This is a genomic window from Dactylosporangium siamense (assembly GCF_016862795.1).
Classification (GTDB): domain Bacteria; phylum Actinomycetota; class Actinomycetes; order Mycobacteriales; family Micromonosporaceae; genus Dactylosporangium; species Dactylosporangium siamense.
In genome coordinates, this window is the sequence record NZ_BONQ01000161.1 from 23,391 (window position 1) to 42,016 (window position 18,626).

Here is an 18,626-nt window from a genome sequence, read left to right on the forward strand (position 1 = left end):
CCGGGAACTCAGCGTGCGGCCACCACCGCGAGATGCCCGGCGGCGTCGCGGACGACGGCGACGTCACCCTGCTCGTCGGTGCGCACGACCCGCGCGCCGCCCCGGGCCAGGCGGGCCAGCACAACCGGGCTCGGATGACCGTAGTCGTTGCCGGCGCCGACGCTGACCAGCGCGATCCTCGGCGCGACCGCGTCCAGGAACGCCGGGTCCTGATAGGCGGAGCCGTGGTGGGCGACCTTGAGCACGTCGGCGCGCAGGGGCGCGGTGAGCAGGCTCTCCTGCTCCTCGGTCTCGGCGTCGCCGGTGAGCAGCAGCCGGACCCCGGCGACGGTGACCGCCACGACCAGCGAGTTGTTGTTGACGTCGGACCGGGTGCCGGTCACCGCCCGGGCCGGGCCGAGGACGGTCAACCCGACCGCGCCGACGGTCAGGGCCGTCCCGGCCGGCGCGTCGAGGGTGGCGATCCCCCGGTCGAGGACGGCCCGGCGGCCGCCGGCCGGCTCGGCGAACGGTGGCGCGAGCAGCCGGTCGACGCGCCGCCGGCGCAGGACGCCGTCGAGGCCGCCGATGTGGTCGACGTGGAAGTGGCTGATGATCAGCAGCGGCACCCGCCGCACGCCGAGGTCCCGCAGGCAGCGGTCGACGGGGTCGGCCTGCGGCCCGGTGTCCACGACCACGGCGTCGTGCCCGCCGGCGGCCACGACGAGCGCGTCGCCCTGCCCGACGTCGCAGGCCACCACGATCCATCCCGGTGGCGGCCAGCCGCCGGCGAGCAGCCGGACGGGGACGGCGCCGAGCACGCCGGCGACGGCGCCGACGAGGACGAGCCGGCGCACGACCGGCCGCTGGAACGCGACGACCAGCACCGCGAGGAGCCCGCCGAGCAGCAGCCCGCCGAACGTGCCACCCGGCCACGGGAGGACGCCGTCGGGGACGGCGGCGCCGTGGTGGGCGATCATGACCAGCCATCGGGCCGGCCACGCGGCCACCCAGGCGGTGAACCCGGCGACGCCCGGCAGCAGCGGCGACAGCACCGCGGCGAGGATGCCCAGGACGGTGGCTGGTGCGACGGCCGGGCCGGCGAGCAGGTTGGCGGGCACGGTGGTGAGGCTGACGCCGCCGGAGATGGCGGCGATCACCGGCGCGCAGGCCGCCTGTGCGGCGGCGGGCACGCAGACGGCGTCCGCCGCGAACGCCGGCCAGCCCCGGGCCTGCAGCGCCTCGGACCAGCGCGGCGCCAGCAGGACCAGACCGCCGGTGGCGAGCACGGACAGGGCGAACCCGGCATCGACCGCCAGCTCGGGGTCGGTGACGACGAGGACGAGCACCCCGGTGGCAAGCGACGGCAGCACGGCCCGGGGCCGGCCGAGGGCGAGCGCGACGAGGGCGAGCCCACCCATCGCGGCGGCCCGCAGCACGCTCGGCGACGGGCGGACCAGGATCACGAACCCGATGAGCGCCAGCACACAGACGAGCGCGGCGACCTTCGGCGTGGCCCGGCACCATCGGGCGAGCACCAGGACCAGCCCGATCACGATCGCCAGGTTCGCGCCGGAGACGGCGGTGAGGTGTGTGAGGCCGGTGGCGCGGAAGTCGTCGGCGAGCTGCTGGTCGAGCCGGCTGGTGTCGCCGACGACGAGCCCCGGCAGCAGCCCTCCCGGCTCGGCGGGCAGCGGCCGGCAGGCGCGCTGGAGGCCGGCCCGCAGCGTCCCGGCCGCCCGCTGCACCAGCGGCGCCGCGCCCACCCGGGCGGGCGCGTCGGTGACGGAGACGATCGCGGCGCGCAGGTCGCCGCCGTCGGGCGGGGACAGCCGGCCGGTCGTCTCGACCCGCTGCCCGGGCAGCAGGCCCAGCCACCCGCGGTCGCTCGCGAGGATCAGCACCCGTGCGCCAAGCTCGACCTGGGTGCCGTCGGGTGCGTGCAGCCAGGTCAGCCGGGCCGGCACGATGATCGTGGGTGACCGCCCGGCCGTCGGGCGGCCCAGCCGCGGGTCGTCGGCGATCTGCAGGCCGAGGCGCACCGTCCTGTGCGCGGCGGCCAGGCCGGCGAGGGGCTCGCTGTCGCGCTCACCGACCCGGGCGGCCGTCGCGACCGCACCGCAGGCGACGCCGATCAGCGCCGCGACGACCACCCACCGGGTCGGTCGCAGTGCCCGCACGGGAATCCGGGCCCAGCACGCGGCGAGGACGAGCGCGCCGAGGCCGACCGCCCAGCCGGCGCGGGCGGGGCAGAACAGGCACGCCAGGGCCGTCAGCCAGCAGCCGGTCGCGGCCCCGGCCAGGCGCAGGTCGGTGCTCACACCGTCACCTTGTCCTTGAGCTGCTGAAACTTGGCGTCGCCGATGCCTTCGACCTGGCGCAGGTCGGTGACGGCGCGGAAGCCGCCGTGCCGGTCGCGGTATTCGACGATGCGCTGGGCGAGGACCTCGCCGATGCCCGGCAACGTCTGGAGCTCCGTGACCGTGGCGGTGTTGAGGTTGACCGGCCCACCGCCGCCACCGCCGCCGGGGACGGCCGGCGCGCCACCCGGCGGCGCCGGGACACCGACCGAGATCATCTCGCCGTCGACCACCTTGCGGGCCAGGTTGAGGCCGGTCAGGTCGGTGCCGGGCAGCGCACCTCCGGCCGCCGTGATGGCGTCGGCGACCCGGGCGCCGGCCGGCAGCTCGACCAGGCCGGGCCGGTGGACCTTGCCGTTGACCGAGACGACGAGCCGGGCGGCGGCGCCGCTCGGCGCCGCGGACGGGACGGCGGAGACGGCGGCGGTGGGCGGCGCCGGGGTGACCTGCGGCCGGGCCCGCCAGGCGAGGAACGCCGCGACGCAGACCACGAGCACGGCGACGACCGCCAGGACCCGGACCCCCCGCCGCCCGGGGTCGACCGCCGCCAGCCAGGGCCGCTCACGACCCGCATCAGACGAGTCGGAGCCACCAGCGGAATCAGCACGAAACGACTCGTCCCACGGATACGAGTCAGGGGAAGGGGGCAGGCCGACCACTCTGGCCAGCCGCCCCGCAGGCTCGGTCTCTCTGTCTGCAGCGCTGCGCCTCATGCCCGGTCACGCTAAGACCAGGCATGAGGCACCCACCCACCCGCGAACGCCAACCTGTGGACAACCGGGCGCTTGTGGAAAACCCCTACGGCCGGTGCACCACCACGGCCACCATCCCGGGCCCGACGTGGGCACCGACGACCGCGCCGACCTCCGTCTGATACGCCCCCCGCAACCGCTCCCCGAGCCGCTCCTTCAACGTCGTGAGCAGCGCGTCCGCGCGCTCCGGCGCCGCCAGGTGGTGCACGGCGACGTCCACCACCGACGATCCCGCCGCCTCGTCGGCCATGTCGACCAGACGGGCGAGGGCCCGGCTCGCCGTGCGGACCTTCTCCCTCACGACGACACCCTGGTCGGTGGTGTGCAGGATCGGCTTCACCGACAGGGCGGTGCCGAGCAGCGCCGCGGCCGCCCCGATCCGCCCACCGCGGCGCAGGAACTCGAGGGTGTCGACGTAGAACAGCGTCGAGGTCCGGTCGACGGCGTCCAGTGCCGCCTGTCGCACCTGCGGCAGCTCGGCGCCGGCGGCCGCGCTGGCCGCGGCGGCCAGGGCGGGGAAGCCCAGGCCCATGCCGGTCGACTGGGTGTCGACCACGGACACGGCCCCGTCAAACGAGGCCGCGGCGAGGGTGGCGGCGTCGTACGTGCCGGACAGCTTCGCCGACAGGTGCACCGACAGGACGGCGGGCGCGCCCGCGGCGAGCAGTCGCCGGTACACCTCGGCGAAGGCCTCAGGGGACGGTCTGGAGGTGGTGACGGAGACGCGGCGGGCGTTGAGGGCCTCCGCGACGGTGGCGGAGTCGACGTCGATGGTCTCGAGGCCGGGGACCCCGTTGACGACGACGGCGAGCGGCACGACGGTGAGCCGCCGGACCGGGTCGTCGGCCAGGTCGGCCGGCAGGCAGGCGGTCGAGTCGGTGACTACGGCGACGGCGGGGTGTGGGCCGGTCATGACGGCACCGTAGCCGATCAGCCGCTCCGGACCGATACCACCTGGAACGGGGTGCCCTGCTGGCAGGTGCTCATCAGGCCGGGCTGCGGGGTGCCGACGACGGTGATCCGCTTGCCGACCTGCAGCGCGGCCCGGTCACCACCGATGAGCAGATACAGCGTGCCGGGGGTCTGCAGCAACAGGCAGCCGGCCTCGACCCCTTCGACGACCTCACCGGAGATGCTCGTGCCGCTCGGCGCCGCCGCCGGCCGGGAAGGAGCGGGCGTCGCCTGCAACGAGGGCGACGCCGGCGCGACCGACGGAGCGCCCGCCGACTCGTCGGAGGACGCGGCACAGCCGCCGAGCGCGGTGGCGACGACGGCCAGGACCAGGAAAGAGCGAAGTGCCATGACCTTTTCGACGGTACCGCCGAACGCCCGGTTCCCGATGCTCATGGCAGGTTGTGGCCCGCCAGCTGCCAGCCGCGGGACTCGTCGAGCCGCAGGTCGGTGGAGTGGCAGTTGAACAGCGCGCCGAGGGTCGAGGAGAGCGACTGCGGCCAGCCGAGCAGCGCGCAGGTGGCGTGCCGGGCGGCGGCGCCGTGGGTCGCGACGACGATCGTCGCGCCGGGCGGTGCCGTGGACACGATCTCCTCCAGCGCGTCGGTCATGCGCTTGCTCAGCGCGTCGATCGCCTCGACGTCGGCGTCGTCGACCGGCTCTCCGCGCCGCCAGCGCTCGAACGCCTCGGGCCAGGTGGCGCGGATCTCCTGATGCGTCAGGCCCTCCCACTCGCCGAAGCTGCGCTCCCGCAGCCGCGGGTCATAGGTGACCGGGACGTCGACCAGCGCGGCGAGCGCGGCCATCGTGACGCTGGCGCGGCGCAGGTCACTGGCGACGAGGACGGCCGGCTCCAGGGCGGCCAGCCGCGGCGCCGCGGCGGCGGCCTGCGCCAGCCCGGTCTCCGACAGCGGCGTGTCGATCTGTCCCTGCACCCGCCCACCGGCGTTCCAGGCCGTCTGCCCGTGCCGCCAGAGCATCAGCCGCGTCACGCCGGCGCCCAGGTCACGATGCCGCGAAGCACACGCACGTCGGTGCGGATCACGCCGGAGCGGGCAGGTCGCGGTCGACGAACTCGATGACCGGGCAGTCCTTCCAGAGCCGGTCGAGCGAGTAGAACTCGCGCTCCTCGGTGTGGAAGACGTGCACGACGATGTCGACGTAGTCCAGGAGGACCCAGCGTCCACCCCGCTCGCCCTCGCGGCGCACCGGCTTGGCCTTCTCGGGCAGCTGCGACAGCCGCTCCTCGATGGCGTCGACGATCGACAGGACCTGCCGCTCGTTGGGCGCCGAGGAGACCAGGAACGCGTCGGTGATGACCAGTTGGTCGGCGACGTCCAGGATGACGATGTCTTCAGCCTTCTTGTCGGCGGCCGCCTGCGCAGCGGTGAGCGCCAGCTCGATGGCACGCTCAGTCGCGGGCACCGGGCTCCCTTCGTCGGTCTGCCCCGGCCTGCTGTGCCGGGCTGGTTCTAGCCTCTCACGCCCGTACGACAGTCTGCCTCTCAGATGTTGTCGACTTTTCGGTACAAACCCCTCTTAGCGATGTATTGCACCACTCCGTCGGGGACGAGGTACCAGACCGGCTTGCCGTCCTCGACCCGCCGCCGGCAGTCGGTGGAGGAGATCGCCATGGCCGGCACCTGCACCAGGCTGACGGAGTCCTCGGGCAGGTGGGAGGCGTCGAGCTCGAATCCCGGCCGGGTGACGCCGACGAAATGCGCGAGGTCGAAGAGGTCCTGGGCGTCCTTCCAGGACAGGATCTTGTTGAGCGCGTCCGCGCCGGTGATGAAGAACAGCTCCGCCGACGCCCCGTACATGTCGCGCAGGTCACGTAGCGTGTCGACCGTGTAGGTCGGGCCGTCGCGGTCGACGTCGACCCGGCTGACCATGAACCGCGGGTTCGACGCGGTCGCGATGACCGTCATCAGGTAGCGGTCCTCCGGTGAGCTGACCGCCGACCCGGTCTTCTGCCACGGGTCACCGGTGGGCACGAACACCACCTGGTCGAGCCCGAACCGGTCGGCCACCTCGCTCGCGGCGACCAGGTGGCCGTGGTGGATCGGGTCGAACGTCCCACCCATGATGCCCACGCGCATCCTGGCATCGTAATGATCAGAACGTCCCTCGGACGGGTGCCTCCGGTGCCGGACCCTGAGGCCCTACGTGTAGCCTCAGGGTTCATGACGTTTGCGCACCCAAAGGGTGCCTTTGACAGCTCCCGCGCCGTATGGCGCTCAGCGCCCGGCGAGAGCCACGGCAGCCGGGTCGAGGTGGCGTTCGTCGACGACCTGATCGGGCTGCGCAACGGCGCCGACCCGCACAGTCCGGTGCTCGTCTTCACCCAGGACGAGTGGGACGCCTTCGTCGCCGGCGCCAAGGACGGCGAGTTCGACGTGTGAGCGGGTGTGGCCGCCACCTGAAGGCGGCGGCCACACCACAAAAGGCTCACGGATACAGCAACGACCGGATCGGCGGCATCCGCTCGAGCCGCGGCGCCAACGCACGCAGCCGCAGCGCGAGCGTCACCGCCTCCAGGGCAACGTCGGCCCCGCCGGCCGGCGACACGGGTGACCGGTGCCGGTCGAGCCACGCCGACACCTCCGGCCAGTGGTAGACCGGCCGCCGTGGATGCTCCCGGACCGGGACGGGAAGCCCGGCCCATCCGCGCACGACCTCCACCGGCCGCCCGATCCGCGCCGCGATCACCTCGAGGGTGACCAGGGGGTCGTCGTCGACGGCCCGGTCGATGCCGACGCCCGCCGCGTCCAGGTCACGCACCCCGGACACCACCGCGTCGACCAGCGTCGGCGCGACCCGGTCGAACGCCACCCAGGCCACCCCCTCGGCGGGCACCGCCTCCACGCTCAGATCGCCGGCCCGGTCGAACAACAGGTCGGCCCGCTCGTCGTCCAGCGGACCGGCGACGATCAAGCGGAATTGGCGGAGCATCGTCATCGCCCGCACCTCAGGTGCCGCTGCGTGAACGCGTCGATCCGCCGCGCGACCAGCTGCGCCGCCGGCCCGGGCGGCACCTCGCCCGGCACCCCCAGCCAGCCCCGGCAGCCGGGGCAGCTCAGGCGCAACCAGTGCCGGTCCCCCTCCACGTCGACGCCGGCCCCCACCATCTCGTCCATGCCATGCCCTCCCCGATCGGATCTCCACATCCAGCCAACACCTGGATCCGCCGTTTGGGAGGGGCCAGAGAGGGGGCCACTCGCCGACCGACATTTTTGGACATTACGACCCTGAAGAACCCCTAAGAACCCTGCTAAGGTGAATACGTGCTGCAACGACTGCTGAGCTGGCGCGCCCTCTAGGGGCGGCCACTTCCTGCACGCAGACACATCCCCTTTCAGGCCGCCCGTTCCGGGCGGCCTTTTTGCGGAACCGGGCGGGCAAAAGCACGGAGGAATCCGAAATGTCCCGTCGCATCTCCGGTTTCAAGCCCACCGGTCCGCTCCAGCTCGGCAACTACGTCGGCGCGATCAGACCCGTCGTCCGCGGCCAGCACGAGCAGCCCACCGTCGCGTTCATCGCCGACCTGCACGCCCTGACCGTGCAGCACGACCCGGCCCTCGTCCAGGCCCGCTCCCGCGAGGTGGCCGGGCTCCTGCTGGCCGCCGGCATCGACCCCGGGACGACCGTGCTGTACCGGCAGTCGGACGTCGCCGCCCACCTGGAGCTGCACTACCTGCTCGAATGCGTGGCGAGCTACGGCGAGGCGCACCGCATGATCCAGTTCAAGGAGAAGGGCGGCGGCGGTGGTTCCCGGCTGTCCCTGCTGACCTACCCGGTGCTGATGGCCGCCGACATCCTGCTGCACGACATCGAGGAGGTGCCGGTGGGCCACGACCAGCGCCAGCACGTCGAGCTGACCCGCGACCTCGCGGAGCGGTTCAACGAGCGTTACGGCCCGACGTTCACCGTGCCGCGCGCGGTCCACCCGGCCGTCGCCGCGCGGATCGCGGACCTGGCCGAGCCGGCCCGCAAGATGGGCAAGACCAACGCGTCGACCGCCGGTGTGCTGTTCCTGCTCGACCCGCCGGACGTCCTACGGCGCAAGGTGATGCGGGCGGTGACCGACGCCGGCACGGAGGTGGTCTACGACCCGGACCGGCACCCCGGGGTGGCGAATCTCCTCGACATCCTGGGGGCGCTGAGCGACCGCGACCCGCACGTCCTTGCCGGCGGATTCGACGGATACGGCCAGCTGAAAGCAACCGTCGCCGACGCCGTGATCGACACGCTCGAGCCGATCCGGCGGCGCTACCAGGCGCTGACCGACGAAGACATCGAGTCGGTGCTGGCGGAAGGTGCCGAGCGGGCCGCCGGGCACGCCGACCAGACGGTCCGCCGGGCGAGAACCGCGCTCGGCCTCACAGGTGGACGGCGCGCTCCCGCAGGTAGCCCAGCGACGCCGGCGACGGCCGGTCGACCGCACTGAAGCGGGCCGGCCGGAAGTCGATCTCCTCGATCAGCAGGTCAGCCTCGATCATCAGGGCCCACGGCACGTAGTAGACCCGGTCCCCCGGCAGCGACACCCCGACGAAGTCGACGACCGGCAGCAGCGCCGGCGAGCCGACGGCCCAGATGGCGGCGGTGAACGTGGAACCGTCGGGCCGCGCGGTCAGGGTGCAGTCCACGAGCCGGGGATCGGCGAGGGTCCGCCGCTGGTGCTCGGCCACGTCGGTGGCGAGCCGGCGGCGGGCCTTGGCCGCGGCGTGGAAGGCGGGGTGACCCGGCTCCGGGTCGAAGGGCACGACGTGCCCGTCGTCGTCGGTGGTGTACGCCATCGGCGACAGCGGCCTGGGGGTGCGCGCGTACTCGTCGGCGGCCAGGTCGAACAGCTGCTCCACCAGGCGCGGCTCGTCGGCACAGACCAGCAGCATGAGGGTGCTCGGCAGGAACGCGACGGCCCGCCCGCCGACCTGCTCGTCGAGCTCGGCGAGCCAGCCGTCCAGCAGCACCCACGAGACCAGGTGCTCGCCGGAGTAGTCGGGCACGTGCAGCACCGACGGCCCGAAGAGCGCGGCGCTGGCCGGCAGCTCGGCGCGGGCAAGGGTGTGGTCGTGCGCGGCCGTGAAGATCTCCTCGACGCTGACGCCCCAGCGGGCCGGGCTGTCCAGGTCGACCGGGACGTCCTCGACCAGCACCACCTCGTCGAGGTGCGGCAGCGCGGGGCGGCGCAGCGTGCGGGTGCCGCGCGCGGCGTGTCGCAGCGCGAGGCGGAGCTTGGGCAGCGCCTCGGCGAACGTCTCCGGCTGGGCCGGCGGCGCCAGGCTGCTGGCGACGAAGTCACGCACGAACCGCTTGCGGTCACCGGGCCGGCGTTGGTACTGGCTGAATGCCTTGGCCAGGAACAGCCAGCTGTACGCGTCCTGGCCGCACTCACACACGATCGCGAACTGGGTCGGGCGGAACTCGGCGTCCCGGACACCGAGTCTGCGCAACTCTGTCAGCACCTGGTCGGCGAAACGCTCACGAGGAGAACGCGCCGGTCGGGTCAGCCGTTCGAGGATGCCCACCGACCGAACATTAGCCTCACGCGAGCTCGGACGCGATGGCCTCCGTGGCAATAACGAGTTTTTCGTAGCACAGGCTGAGCGGACTGTGTACGTACGGCCCATAGGGTGGTATCGGTCGGTAACCGGCCGATTCGTACAAACGGATCGCTTCCGGCTGTCGGGAACCCGTCTCCAGCCGGATCAGCGGGTAGTGCGAGCCGACCGCGAGGTCTTCGAGGGCGGCGAGGACCCGCCTGGCGATGCCGGTGCCGCGGTGCGCGGGTCGCACGTACATCCGCTTGAGCTCCACGGTCTGGTCGTCGATCGGCTGGATCGCGCCGCAGCCGGCACCGACCCCGTCGACCGTGGCGATCACGAAGCGGGCCGCCGGGTTGATCGGGAAGCGGCGCGCGTCGGGTCCGCTGTAGCGGTGGGCCATCTCGTCGGCGGCGGCGGCGAGCAGCTCCACCACGGCGGGGTCGCCGGCGGTGCGGCGGGTCACCCGGACCTCGCGGTCGGCGTCGTCGAACCGCTTCTCGAAGCAGCGGCTGCCCTCGTGCCGCACGTACGGCCCGAACCGCGGGATCGGCCGGTAGCCCGAGGCGAGGAACAGGGCGATGGCGTCGGATGAGGTCACGCCGGACTCCAGCCGCAGCACGCGGTGCCCCCGCGAGGCGGCGAAGTCCTCCAGCGCGGCGAGCATCCGCCGGGCCAGACCCCGGCCGCGGTACGCCGGGCGCACGTAGAGCCGGGTGACCTCGGCGACGTCCATGTCGGTGGCCAGCAGGGCACCGCAGGCGACCGCGTCACCACCCATGACCGCGACGAGATACCTCGCCGCCGGGTCGACCGCGTAGACGTGGCCGTCGCGGCCACCGTCCCGCGCCCGCAGCTCGACCTGCTGATCGACCACAAGCGCGATCACTTCCGAGTCGTCCGATGGACGTTGCTCGATCAACATGGAACGACGGTACGCAACCCGGATTTCCCGGATGTTTCACCTGACCAGCGAATTTCGTTGCGCGGCGGGTTAAAAGTCCTCCGCGTCGTCCTCGTCCGCGGGTGAAAGTTCCAGCGTCTCGTAGGGCTGGCGGCGCGCCCCGCGCATGGCCTTGCGCTCCGAGGCGCGGACGCGCTTGTTGGGCTCCTCGATGCGGTGGTCGGTGCCCCGGTTGCCGGGCACGTAGTCGTCCGCGGTATAGGTGTTGGGCTGCCAATCGAATTCACGGGCGCCAATGCGAACCGGCGAGCCGGACACCGCGCCGGCCTTCTTGAGCGCGTCCTCGACGCCGAGCCGGGCGAGCCGGTCGGCAAGATAGCCGACGGCCTCGTCGTTGTCGAAGTTGGTCTGCCGGACCCACCGCTCGGGCGCGCCGCCGCTGACCACGAAGACGCCGTCGGCGTCCTGCGCGATCCTGAAGCCGCTGTCGTCGACGGCGACCGGGCGGATGACGATGCGGGTGCGCTCCGGCGGCGGCGCCAGCTTGCGCTGCTGCAGCACCAACTCGGACATGGCGAAGATCAGCTCGCGCAGCCCCTCGTGGGTGGCCGCGCTCACCGCGTAGACCGCGTAGCCGCGCTCCTCCAGCTCGGCGCGCATGATGTCGGCGAGGTCGCGGCCGTCGGGCACGTCGATCTTGTTGAGCGCGACGATGCGCGGCCGGTCCTCGAGGCCGCCGTACGCGGACAGCTCGGCCTCGATCGCGTCGATGTCGGACACGGGGTCACGCTCGGTCTCCAGCGCGGCGGTGTCGACCACGTGGACCAGCACCGCGGTGCGCTCGATGTGGCGCAGGAACTGCATGCCCAAGCCCTTGCCGGTGGCCGCGCCCGGGATGAGTCCGGGCACGTCGGCGACGGTGAAGGTGTTGTCGCCGGCCTGCACGACGCCCAGGTTGGGCACCAGGGTGGTGAACGGGTAGTCGGCGATCTTCGGCCGGGCCGCGGAGATGACCGAGATCAGCGACGACTTGCCGGCCGACGGGAAGCCGACCAGGCCCACGTCGGCGACGCTCTTGAGCTCCAGGACGACGTCGATCTCCTCGCCGGGCTCGCCGAGCTCGGCGAAGCCGGGCGCCTTGCGGCGGGTGTTGGCGAGGGCCGCGTTGCCGCGGCCGCCCCGGCCGCCGCGGGCCAGCTCGAACTCCGTGCCCTCGCCGATCAGGTCGGCGATGACCTCCCCGTCCACGCTGTGCACCACGGTGCCGTCCGGCACCCGCAGGGTCAGCGTGGAGCCGTTGGCGCCGTCGCGGTCGTTGCCCGCGCCACCGGCGCCGTTGCCACCCTTCTGGTGCGGGTGGAAGTGGAAGTCCAGCAGCGTGTGCACGCCCGGGTCGACGACGAGCTTGACGCTGCCGCCGTGGCCGCCGTCACCGCCGTCGGGCCCACCGAACGGCTTGAACTTCTCACGGTGGATGGACACGCAGCCATGGCCACCGTCGCCGGCCTTCACGTGCAGCACGGCTCGGTCAACGAACGTGGTCACGACCCGATCCCCTCACTACGAACACGAACCCACAAACACACGAACGGCGGGCAGGGAGCGTATATGCCCCCGGCCCGCCGTCCGGAAAAGAAAGAACTTCAGCCCGCGACCGGGGTGATGCTGACGGTCTTGCGGCCACGCTTGGTGCCGAAGAGCACGTGGCCCGCGGCGAGCGCGAACAGCGTGTCGTCGCCACCGCGACCCACCAGGTCACCCGGGTGGAACTTGGTGCCGCGCTGCCGGATCAGGATCTCGCCGGAGTTGACCAGCTGGCCACCGAACCGCTTCACGCCGAGCCGCTGGGCAGCGGAGTCGCGCCCGTTCCGCGAACTGGACGCACCTTTTTTATGTGCCATCGCGCTGCCTCTACTTCCCGGTGGAGATGCCGGTGACCTTCACCTGGGTCAGCGGCTGCCGGTGACCCTGACGCTTGTGGTAACCGGTCTTGTTCTTGAACTTGTGGATCCGGATCTTCGGACCCTTGGTGTGCGCGACGACCTCAGCGGTCACCGCGGCACTGGCAAGCTTCGCCGCGTCGGTGATGAGATCTTCGCCGTCGACAAGCAGCAGAGCGACAAGCGACAGGGAGTCGCCAGGCTGGCCCGCGAGCTTCTCGACCTCGATCACATCGCCCTCGGCGACCTTGTACTGCTTGCCGCCGGTCTTGACGATCGCGTACATCGGACGCGGACTCCTGTCGTAGCTACTGGCGGTTGGTCATCTGCGTCGCTGCTGTGAAGAGCACACAAAGACCCGACGCACGAAGGTGCGCCTTTAAGAGGGTACGCCATCGGTGGCGCACCCCCCAAATCAGGGGCGGGTCCGCCTGCGCAGACCACCCCGGCGGGTCCGGCGGCGGGCACCGTTGCCGGCCGACTCGTCCTCGTCCTCGTCGACGTTGTCGGGGTCGTCCTCGGAGGCGATCGGGGTGAACTCCGACTCCTCCTCGACGTCCTCCACGGTGTGCGGCACGTCCACGGTGTCGGTCTCGGCCTCGGAGGTGGTCTCCTCCTCGACGACCGCCGCGCCGCCCCGGCGGCCCCGCCGGCGGCTGCTGCGCGCGGGCTGCACGTCGGACTCGTCCACGCCGCTGGTGACGGTCGCCGCGGCCTTCGCGGGCGCGTTGTGCCCGTTGCTGCCGGCGGTGCCACCGCCACCGCTGCCGCCGCCACGCTTCTCCGGGATCGGCTCGGTGTGGATGATCAGGCCGCGGCCCTTGCACACCTCACAGGTCTCGCTGAACGCCTCGAGAAGGCCCTGACCGACCCGCTTGCGGGTCATCTGGACCAGGCCCAGCGAGGTGATCTCGGTGACCTGGTGCTTGGTCCGGTCCCGGCCCAGGCATTCGGTCAGCCGGCGCAGCACCAGGTCGCGGTTGGACTCCAGGACCATGTCGATGAAGTCGATGACGATGATGCCGCCCAGGTCACGCAGGCGCAGCTGGTGAACGATCTCCTCGGCCGCCTCGAGGTTGTTGCGGGTGACCGTCTCCTCGAGGTTGCCGCCGGCACCGGTGTACTTGCCGGTGTTGACGTCGATGACGGTCATCGCCTCGGTGCGGTCGATGACGAGGCTGCCGCCGGAGGGCAGGAACACCCGCCGGTCGAGGGCCTTGATCAGCTGCTCGTCGATGCGCAGGTCGGCGAAGACGTCGTTGATGCCGGTGTACCGGCGCACCCGGTCGACCAGGTCCGGCGACACGTGCGACAGGTAGGGCTCGACCGACTCGTAGGCGTCGTTGCCCTGGATGACCAGCTCGTGGAAGTCCTCGTTGAACAGGTCCCGGACGACCCGCACGACCAGCTCGGGCTCCTCGTAGAGCAGGGCCGGCGCACTGCTGCTGCCGGACTTCTCCTGGATCGCCTCCCACTGCGCCTGCAGCCGCTTCACGTCGCGAGCCAGGTCGTCCTCGCTGGCCCCCTCGGCCGCGGTCCGCACGATGACCCCGGCGCCGTCGGGCACCAGGTTCTTCAGCACGTCGCGGAGGCGCTTGCGCTCGATGTCGGAGAGCTTGCGGCTGATGCCGGAGGCGTTGCCGTGCGGCACGTAGACCAGGTGCCGGCCGGACAGCGCGATGTGGCTGGTCAGCCGGGCGCCCTTGGTGCCGATCGGGTCCTTGGTCACCTGCACCAGCACCGAGTCGCCCGACTTGAGGGCCTGCTCGATGGAGCGGGAGCGGCCCTCCATGCCGGTCGCGTCCCAGTTGACCTCGCCGGCGTAGAGCACCGCGTTGCGGCCCCGGCCGATGTCGACGAACGCCGCCTCCATGCTGGGCAGCACGTTCTGCACCCGGCCGAGGTAGACGTTGCCCACCATCGAGCTGGACGAGGCCCGGGTGACGTAGTGCTCGACGAGCACCTTGTCCTCCAGGACCGCGATCTGGGTGCGGTCGTTCTTCTGGCGGATGACCATCGTGCGGTCGACCGCCTCGCGGCGGGCCAGGAACTCCGACTCCGACAGGATCGGCGGGCGGGTGCGGCGCTGCTCGCGACCGTCCCGGCGGCGCTGGCGCTTGGCCTCCAGGCGGGTCGAGCCGGAGATGCCCTGGACCTCGTCGCGGTCGCGCTCACGGGCGGCCGGGCGGGGCTCACGGATCTTCACGACCACGTGCGGGTCGTCGGCGGGCTCGGTGTCGGCCGAGCCCTTGCGCCGCCGGCGGCGCCGCCGGCGGGTCAGGCCCTCGCCGTCCTCGTCGCCGTCGTCGCCGGCCTCGGCGTCCTCGTCGGCCGCGGCCTCCTCGCCCTCGGCCTCGGCCTCGGCGTCGCCCTCACCGTCGATGTCGTCGACGTCCTCGCCGAGCGTGCCCCGGCCACGGCCACGGCCACGGCGGCCGCGCCGCCGGCGGCGGCGGGTGCCGGGCTCGAACTCGTCGTCGTCCTCGTCGTCCTCGGCCTCGGCGTCGACCTCGTCGGTCTCCACCGGCACCTCGGCGTGCGCCGAGACGGCGGGGGCCTCCTCGGCGGAGCGACGGCCCCGGCGCCGGCGGCTTCGGCCGACGGGCTCCTCGGCGACGTCCTCGCCCAGGTCGTCGTAGTCACCCGCGGCGGCGACGGCCGGCGCGGGCGCGGCGAACGGGTCGATGCCCGACGCGGCACCGGAGACCGCGGGGGCCGGGCGGACCGGCTCGACCTCCTCGCTCGGCGGCATGAAGAGGACCTGGATCGGCGCGGCCCGGCGCCCCCGACGGGCCGGGGGCTCCTCGACGACCTCGACGACCTCTTCGACGGCCTCAACCGCTTCGTCGACGACGACGGCGTCGGGCTCGGGTTCAGGTTCGGGTTCGGGTTCGGCGGCTGCGACCGGCAGCGGCTCGGGCTCCTCCACCGGCGCGGCCTTCACGGCCCGGCGGCGGGTCCGGGTGGCCTTGACCGGCGTGACGGCGGGCTCCTCGGTGTCCAATGGCAGCGCCTGCTGCCCGGACTCTCCCAATTCGCCCGTTTCGTCGCTCGCTGTCGCCTTCACCGCCCTGCGGCGGGTCCGGCGGACGGGTGCCGGCTCGGCATCCGCCTCGGCCGCGGCGGGTGCCGCGTCATCCGCGGCCGCCGGCTCTACCGGCGCGGCGGTCGCCTTGGTTGCCCGGCGCCGCGTGCGGCGGACGGGAGTGGTCTCTTCGGTGGTTGCGGCGTCTGCCACCGGCTCATCGCCGGTAGCCTCGCCGCTTGCCGACTCGTTGTCGAACATGCGGACGTTCTCCAGTTCTGGCGCTCCCGGGCGCGTACAAACGCAGCCACACGGGGGCACCTATATGTTGTGCCGGCGGAGGTATCCGCTCACACGGACGATCCGTCGAAAGTCTGCCAACCTCGCCGACTACACCAGTGACGAAGCCCCGACGACAGCCGCCGGCCGATCCGCAGCGAGCGGATCGACGAACTCCCCCTGCGCGGTCAGCACGCCCTGAGCCAGTCGGGTCGCACGAGGCGGGACCGGAGGCTCCAGGTCGGCTACTACACGCAGACCGGACAGCACATCATCGGGTCGAACGGTCGGGGTTCCCTGCCGCACGACAAGGTCGAGTATCGCACACGGTGCCTCGGCGACCCCGGAAGGTACGTCACCGAGGGCCGAAGAGGCCTCCAGCAGCTCCAGCCTGACGACGGCGGCCCGGGTGTCGAAGACCCGCTTGCCCTGCTTGGTGAGCCGCTCGACCAGCACCTCGCCGGCGGCCAGGAAGGCCCGGACGGCCGCCTCCGCCGAGGCCGGGGTGATGCCGGGCAGCTCGAGGTGCCAGGCCGACGCGTCGATCCGGTCGGCCAGGCTGCCGCCGCCGTTGAGCGGCGACTGGACGGCCTCGATCACGTCGAGGCCGGGTGACAGCGCCGCGTCGAGGGCGGCCCGCAGGTCGTCCGGGTCCACGACGGCCCGCAGGCCGATCTCCAGGTACTCCGCCTCGCTGGCGACACCGGTCGGCGCCGCCGAGGCGTAGGAGACCTTGGGGTGCGGGGTGAAGCCCTGCGAGTAGGCGATCGGCACGTTGGCGCGCAACAGCGCCCGCTCGAACGCACGGGCGAAGTCGCGGTGCGAGGTGAAGCGCATCGGGCCCCGCTTGGCGTACCGCAGCCGGATCCGCTGGACGACAGGGTCCTGCCCACCCTCGGGCTGCCGCTTAGCCATGCTGATGCACCGTCTGAGGCACCCGCAGTCCTGAGCCGACCGGGGTCAGCGGGAGCAGCTTCTTGCCCGTCGGCCCGATCTGGATCTCGGTGTCCTGGCTCGGGCACACGCCACAGTCGAAGCACGGCGTCCACCGGCAGTCGTCCTGCTCGAACCCGGTCACCGAGTCCTGCCAGTCCTGCCAGAGCCAGTCCTTGTCCAGGCCGGAGTCGAGGTGGTCCCACGGCAGGACCTCGTTCTGGTCGCGCTCGCGGACGGTGAACCAGTCCAGGTCCACGCCGTAGCCCGGCAGCACCGCACTGGCGGCGTCGACCCAGCGCTGGTAGGAGAAGTGCTCGGACCAGCCGTCGAAGCGGCCGCCCTGCTCCCAGACCCGCCGGATGACCGCGCCGACCCGCCGGTCACCCCGGCTGAGCAGGCCCTCGATCAGCGAGGGCTGGCCGTCGTGATACCGGTAGCCGATCGCCTTGCCGAGGTTGCGGTCGCTGTTGATCGCGTTCTTCAGCGCCCGGAGGCGGTGGTCGATGACCTCCGGGGTCTCCATCTTCGCCCACTGGAACGGCGTGTGCGGCTTCGGGACGAACCCGCCGATCGACACCGTGCAGCGGATGTCGCGCGAGCCGGTGGCCTCGCGGCCGGCCCGGATCACCTCGTGCGCCAGCTTGGCGATCTGCAGCACGTCCTCGTCGGTCTCGGTCGGCAGCCCGCACATGAAGTACAGCTTCACCGCCCGCCAGCCGTTGCTGTACGCCGTGACGACCGTGCGGATCAGGTCCTCCTCGGTGACCATCTTGTTGATCACCTTGCGGATCCGCTCCGAGCCGCCCTCCGGCGCGAACGTCAGGCCGGTGCGCCGCCCGTTGCGGGCCAGCTCCTGGGCGAGCGTCACGTTGAACGCGTCGACCCGGGTCGAGGGCAGCGACAGGGAGACGTTGGTCCCCTCGTACTGCTGGGCGAGCCCGGAGCACATGTCACCGATCTCGGAGTGGTCCGCGGAGGACAGCGAGAGCAGGCCGACCTCGTGGAAGCCGGAGAACTCGAGCCCCTCCTTGACCATCTGCCCGACCGTGGTGATCGAACGCTCCCGCACCGGGCGGGTGATCATCCCGGCCTGGCAGAACCGGCAGCCCCGCGTGCAGCCGCGGAAGATCTCCACGGCGTAGCGCTCGTGCACCGTCTCGGCGAGGGGCACCAGCGGGCGCTTCGGATACGGCCACGCGTCCAGGTCCATCGTGGTGCGCTTGTGCACCCGGAACGGCACGTCCGCACGGTTCGGCACGACCCGCTGGATGCGCCCGTCGGGCAGGTAGTCGACGTCGTAGAAGCGCGGCACGTAGACCGACTCGGTCCGGGCCAGGCGCAGCAGCAGCTCGTCGCGGCCGCCGGGCGAGCCCTCGCCCTTCCACTCGCGCACGATCGCGGTGATCTCGAGCACCGCCTCCTCGCCGTCGCCGAGGACGGCGGCGTCGATGAAGTCGGCGATCGGCTCGGGGTTGAACGCGGCGTGCCCGCCGGCCACGACGATCGGGTGCCGGTCGTCCCGGTCGCGGGACTCCAGCGGGATGCCGGCCAGGTCGAGCATCGTGAGCATGTTGGTGTAGCCGAGCTCGGTGGCGAACGAGATGCCGAACAGGTCGAACGCGGTCACCGGGCGGTGCGCCTCCACGGTGAACTGCGGCACACCCTCGGCGCGCATGAGCGCCTCCAGGTCGGGCCACACCGCGTAGGTGCGCTCGGCGAGCACGTCGGGCTGCTCGTTGAGCACCTCGTAGAGGATCTGGACGCCCTGGTTGGGCAGCCCGACCTCGTAGGCGTCGGGATAGGACAGGGCCCACCGCACGGTGACGGAGTCCCAGTCCTTGATGACCGCACCGAGCTCACCGCCCACGTATTGGATCGGCTTGCTGATCCTGGGCAGCAGACGCTCGAGTTGCGGGAAGACGCTTGTGACGCTCACGAGCTACCAGGGTACGCGCCC

Annotated in this window: 19 protein-coding genes; 2 read left to right on the forward strand and 17 right to left on the reverse strand. The window is 72.3% G+C overall.

Going from position 1 to position 18,626, the window contains the following annotated elements:
- Positions 1 to 8: 8 nt before the first annotated feature.
- From Dsi01nite_RS48875 to nadD, 7 genes are all read right to left on the reverse strand, one after another.
- Positions 9 to 2,300 carry a ComEC/Rec2 family competence protein gene (locus Dsi01nite_RS48875; RefSeq protein ID WP_203853339.1) on the reverse strand — a complete coding sequence of 764 codons (2,292 nt, stop codon included), beginning with the start codon at positions 2,298 to 2,300 and terminating at the stop codon, positions 9 to 11.
- The gene (locus tag Dsi01nite_RS48880) at positions 2,297 to 3,052 is read right to left on the reverse strand and encodes a ComEA family DNA-binding protein (RefSeq protein WP_203853340.1); all 756 of its coding nucleotides are present in this window, start codon (positions 3,050 to 3,052) and stop codon (positions 2,297 to 2,299) included. The genes Dsi01nite_RS48875 and Dsi01nite_RS48880 overlap by 4 nt, the downstream gene beginning before the upstream one ends.
- Positions 3,053 to 3,137: 85 nt before the next feature.
- Positions 3,138 to 4,004, reverse strand: a complete 867-nt coding sequence (locus Dsi01nite_RS48885; RefSeq protein ID WP_203853341.1) for a DegV family protein — start codon at positions 4,002 to 4,004, stop codon at positions 3,138 to 3,140.
- A 17-nt stretch (positions 4,005 to 4,021) separates the two neighbouring features.
- Positions 4,022 to 4,393 carry a hypothetical protein gene (locus Dsi01nite_RS48890; RefSeq protein ID WP_203853342.1) on the reverse strand — a complete coding sequence of 124 codons (372 nt, stop codon included), beginning with the start codon at positions 4,391 to 4,393 and terminating at the stop codon, positions 4,022 to 4,024.
- Between the two features lie 41 nt (positions 4,394 to 4,434).
- On the reverse strand, positions 4,435 to 5,034 hold the full coding sequence (locus Dsi01nite_RS48895) for a histidine phosphatase family protein (RefSeq protein WP_203853343.1): 600 nt from the start codon (positions 5,032 to 5,034) through the stop codon (positions 4,435 to 4,437).
- 49 nt (positions 5,035 to 5,083) lie between these two features.
- On the reverse strand, positions 5,084 to 5,467 hold the full coding sequence (gene rsfS, locus Dsi01nite_RS48900) for a ribosome silencing factor (protein ID WP_203853344.1): 384 nt from the start codon (positions 5,465 to 5,467) through the stop codon (positions 5,084 to 5,086).
- Between the two features lie 80 nt (positions 5,468 to 5,547).
- Positions 5,548 to 6,141: a nicotinate-nucleotide adenylyltransferase gene (gene nadD / locus Dsi01nite_RS48905; protein WP_203853345.1), complete on the reverse strand. Its 594-nt coding sequence runs from the start codon at positions 6,139 to 6,141 to the stop codon at positions 5,548 to 5,550.
- Between the two features lie 84 nt (positions 6,142 to 6,225).
- Between nadD and Dsi01nite_RS48910 the strand changes: the two genes are divergently transcribed.
- A complete protein-coding gene (locus tag Dsi01nite_RS48910; RefSeq protein WP_203853346.1) occupies positions 6,226 to 6,444 on the forward strand; it encodes a DUF397 domain-containing protein in 219 nt (72 codons plus the stop codon).
- A 46-nt stretch (positions 6,445 to 6,490) separates the two neighbouring features.
- On the opposite strand, the gene Dsi01nite_RS48915 is transcribed toward Dsi01nite_RS48910, so the two are convergent.
- Both Dsi01nite_RS48915 and Dsi01nite_RS48920 read right to left on the reverse strand, forming a co-directional pair.
- Positions 6,491 to 7,000, reverse strand: coding sequence for a hypothetical protein (locus tag Dsi01nite_RS48915; RefSeq protein ID WP_203853347.1), 510 nt, complete (start codon positions 6,998 to 7,000; stop codon positions 6,491 to 6,493).
- Positions 6,997 to 7,179, reverse strand: a complete 183-nt coding sequence (locus tag Dsi01nite_RS48920) for a hypothetical protein (protein WP_203853348.1) — start codon at positions 7,177 to 7,179, stop codon at positions 6,997 to 6,999. Before Dsi01nite_RS48920 ends, Dsi01nite_RS48915 begins: the two co-directional genes overlap by 4 nt.
- 284 nt (positions 7,180 to 7,463) lie before the next feature.
- On the opposite strand from Dsi01nite_RS48920, the gene trpS reads away from it, so the two are divergent.
- A complete protein-coding gene (gene trpS / locus Dsi01nite_RS48925; RefSeq protein WP_203853349.1) occupies positions 7,464 to 8,489 on the forward strand; it encodes a tryptophan--tRNA ligase in 1,026 nt (341 codons plus the stop codon).
- Here trpS and Dsi01nite_RS48930 read toward each other — a convergent pair.
- From Dsi01nite_RS48930 to Dsi01nite_RS48970, 8 genes are all read right to left on the reverse strand, one after another.
- Positions 8,422 to 9,495 carry a hypothetical protein gene (locus tag Dsi01nite_RS48930; RefSeq protein WP_203853350.1) on the reverse strand — a complete coding sequence of 358 codons (1,074 nt, stop codon included), beginning with the start codon at positions 9,493 to 9,495 and terminating at the stop codon, positions 8,422 to 8,424. The two genes, trpS and Dsi01nite_RS48930, sit on opposite strands and share 68 nt — an antisense overlap.
- Before the next feature lie 91 nt (positions 9,496 to 9,586).
- On the reverse strand, positions 9,587 to 10,510 hold the full coding sequence (locus Dsi01nite_RS57965; protein WP_239136896.1) for a GNAT family N-acetyltransferase: 924 nt from the start codon (positions 10,508 to 10,510) through the stop codon (positions 9,587 to 9,589).
- A 69-nt stretch (positions 10,511 to 10,579) separates the two neighbouring features.
- Positions 10,580 to 12,034 (reverse strand): GTPase ObgE, encoded by a 1,455-nt coding sequence (gene obgE / locus Dsi01nite_RS48945; RefSeq protein ID WP_203853351.1) that lies wholly within the window; start codon positions 12,032 to 12,034, stop codon positions 10,580 to 10,582.
- A gap of 98 nt (positions 12,035 to 12,132) precedes the next feature.
- Entirely contained in the window at positions 12,133 to 12,390 is a 258-nt protein-coding gene (gene rpmA, locus Dsi01nite_RS48950) for a 50S ribosomal protein L27 (RefSeq protein ID WP_203853352.1), read from the reverse strand.
- Positions 12,391 to 12,400: 10 nt separating this feature from the next.
- A complete protein-coding gene (gene rplU, locus Dsi01nite_RS48955; RefSeq protein WP_203853353.1) occupies positions 12,401 to 12,715 on the reverse strand; it encodes a 50S ribosomal protein L21 in 315 nt (104 codons plus the stop codon).
- A gap of 129 nt (positions 12,716 to 12,844) precedes the next feature.
- On the reverse strand, positions 12,845 to 15,715 hold the full coding sequence (locus tag Dsi01nite_RS48960; RefSeq protein ID WP_203853354.1) for an Rne/Rng family ribonuclease: 2,871 nt from the start codon (positions 15,713 to 15,715) through the stop codon (positions 12,845 to 12,847).
- A gap of 129 nt (positions 15,716 to 15,844) precedes the next feature.
- Positions 15,845 to 16,648 (reverse strand): TIGR03936 family radical SAM-associated protein, encoded by an 804-nt coding sequence (locus Dsi01nite_RS48965; protein ID WP_203853355.1) that lies wholly within the window; start codon positions 16,646 to 16,648, stop codon positions 15,845 to 15,847.
- Positions 16,641 to 18,605, reverse strand: coding sequence for a TIGR03960 family B12-binding radical SAM protein (locus Dsi01nite_RS48970; protein ID WP_203853356.1), 1,965 nt, complete (start codon positions 18,603 to 18,605; stop codon positions 16,641 to 16,643). The genes Dsi01nite_RS48965 and Dsi01nite_RS48970 overlap by 8 nt, the downstream gene beginning before the upstream one ends.
- Between the last annotated feature and the right edge of the window lie 21 nt (positions 18,606 to 18,626).

Coding starts and splice junctions, on each gene's coding strand:
- Dsi01nite_RS48880 (WP_203853340.1), bottom strand. CDS start 3,052: ATGAGGCGCAGCGCTGCAGACAGAGAGACCGAGCCTGCGGGGCGGCTG.
- Dsi01nite_RS48885 (WP_203853341.1), bottom strand. CDS start 4,004: ATGACCGGCCCACACCCCGCCGTCGCCGTAGTCACCGACTCGACCGCC.
- Dsi01nite_RS48890 (WP_203853342.1), bottom strand. CDS start 4,393: ATGGCACTTCGCTCTTTCCTGGTCCTGGCCGTCGTCGCCACCGCGCTC.
- nadD (WP_203853345.1), bottom strand. CDS start 6,141: ATGCGCGTGGGCATCATGGGTGGGACGTTCGACCCGATCCACCACGGC.
- Dsi01nite_RS48910 (WP_203853346.1), top strand. CDS start 6,226: ATGACGTTTGCGCACCCAAAGGGTGCCTTTGACAGCTCCCGCGCCGTA.
- Dsi01nite_RS48915 (WP_203853347.1), bottom strand. CDS start 7,000: ATGACGATGCTCCGCCAATTCCGCTTGATCGTCGCCGGTCCGCTGGAC.
- Dsi01nite_RS48920 (WP_203853348.1), bottom strand. CDS start 7,179: ATGGACGAGATGGTGGGGGCCGGCGTCGACGTGGAGGGGGACCGGCAC.
- trpS (WP_203853349.1), top strand. CDS start 7,464: ATGTCCCGTCGCATCTCCGGTTTCAAGCCCACCGGTCCGCTCCAGCTC.
- Dsi01nite_RS57965 (WP_239136896.1), bottom strand. CDS start 10,510: ATGTTGATCGAGCAACGTCCATCGGACGACTCGGAAGTGATCGCGCTT.
- rpmA (WP_203853352.1), bottom strand. CDS start 12,390: ATGGCACATAAAAAAGGTGCGTCCAGTTCGCGGAACGGGCGCGACTCC.
- rplU (WP_203853353.1), bottom strand. CDS start 12,715: ATGTACGCGATCGTCAAGACCGGCGGCAAGCAGTACAAGGTCGCCGAG.
- Dsi01nite_RS48960 (WP_203853354.1), bottom strand. CDS start 15,715: ATGTTCGACAACGAGTCGGCAAGCGGCGAGGCTACCGGCGATGAGCCG.
- Dsi01nite_RS48965 (WP_203853355.1), bottom strand. CDS start 16,648: ATGGCTAAGCGGCAGCCCGAGGGTGGGCAGGACCCTGTCGTCCAGCGG.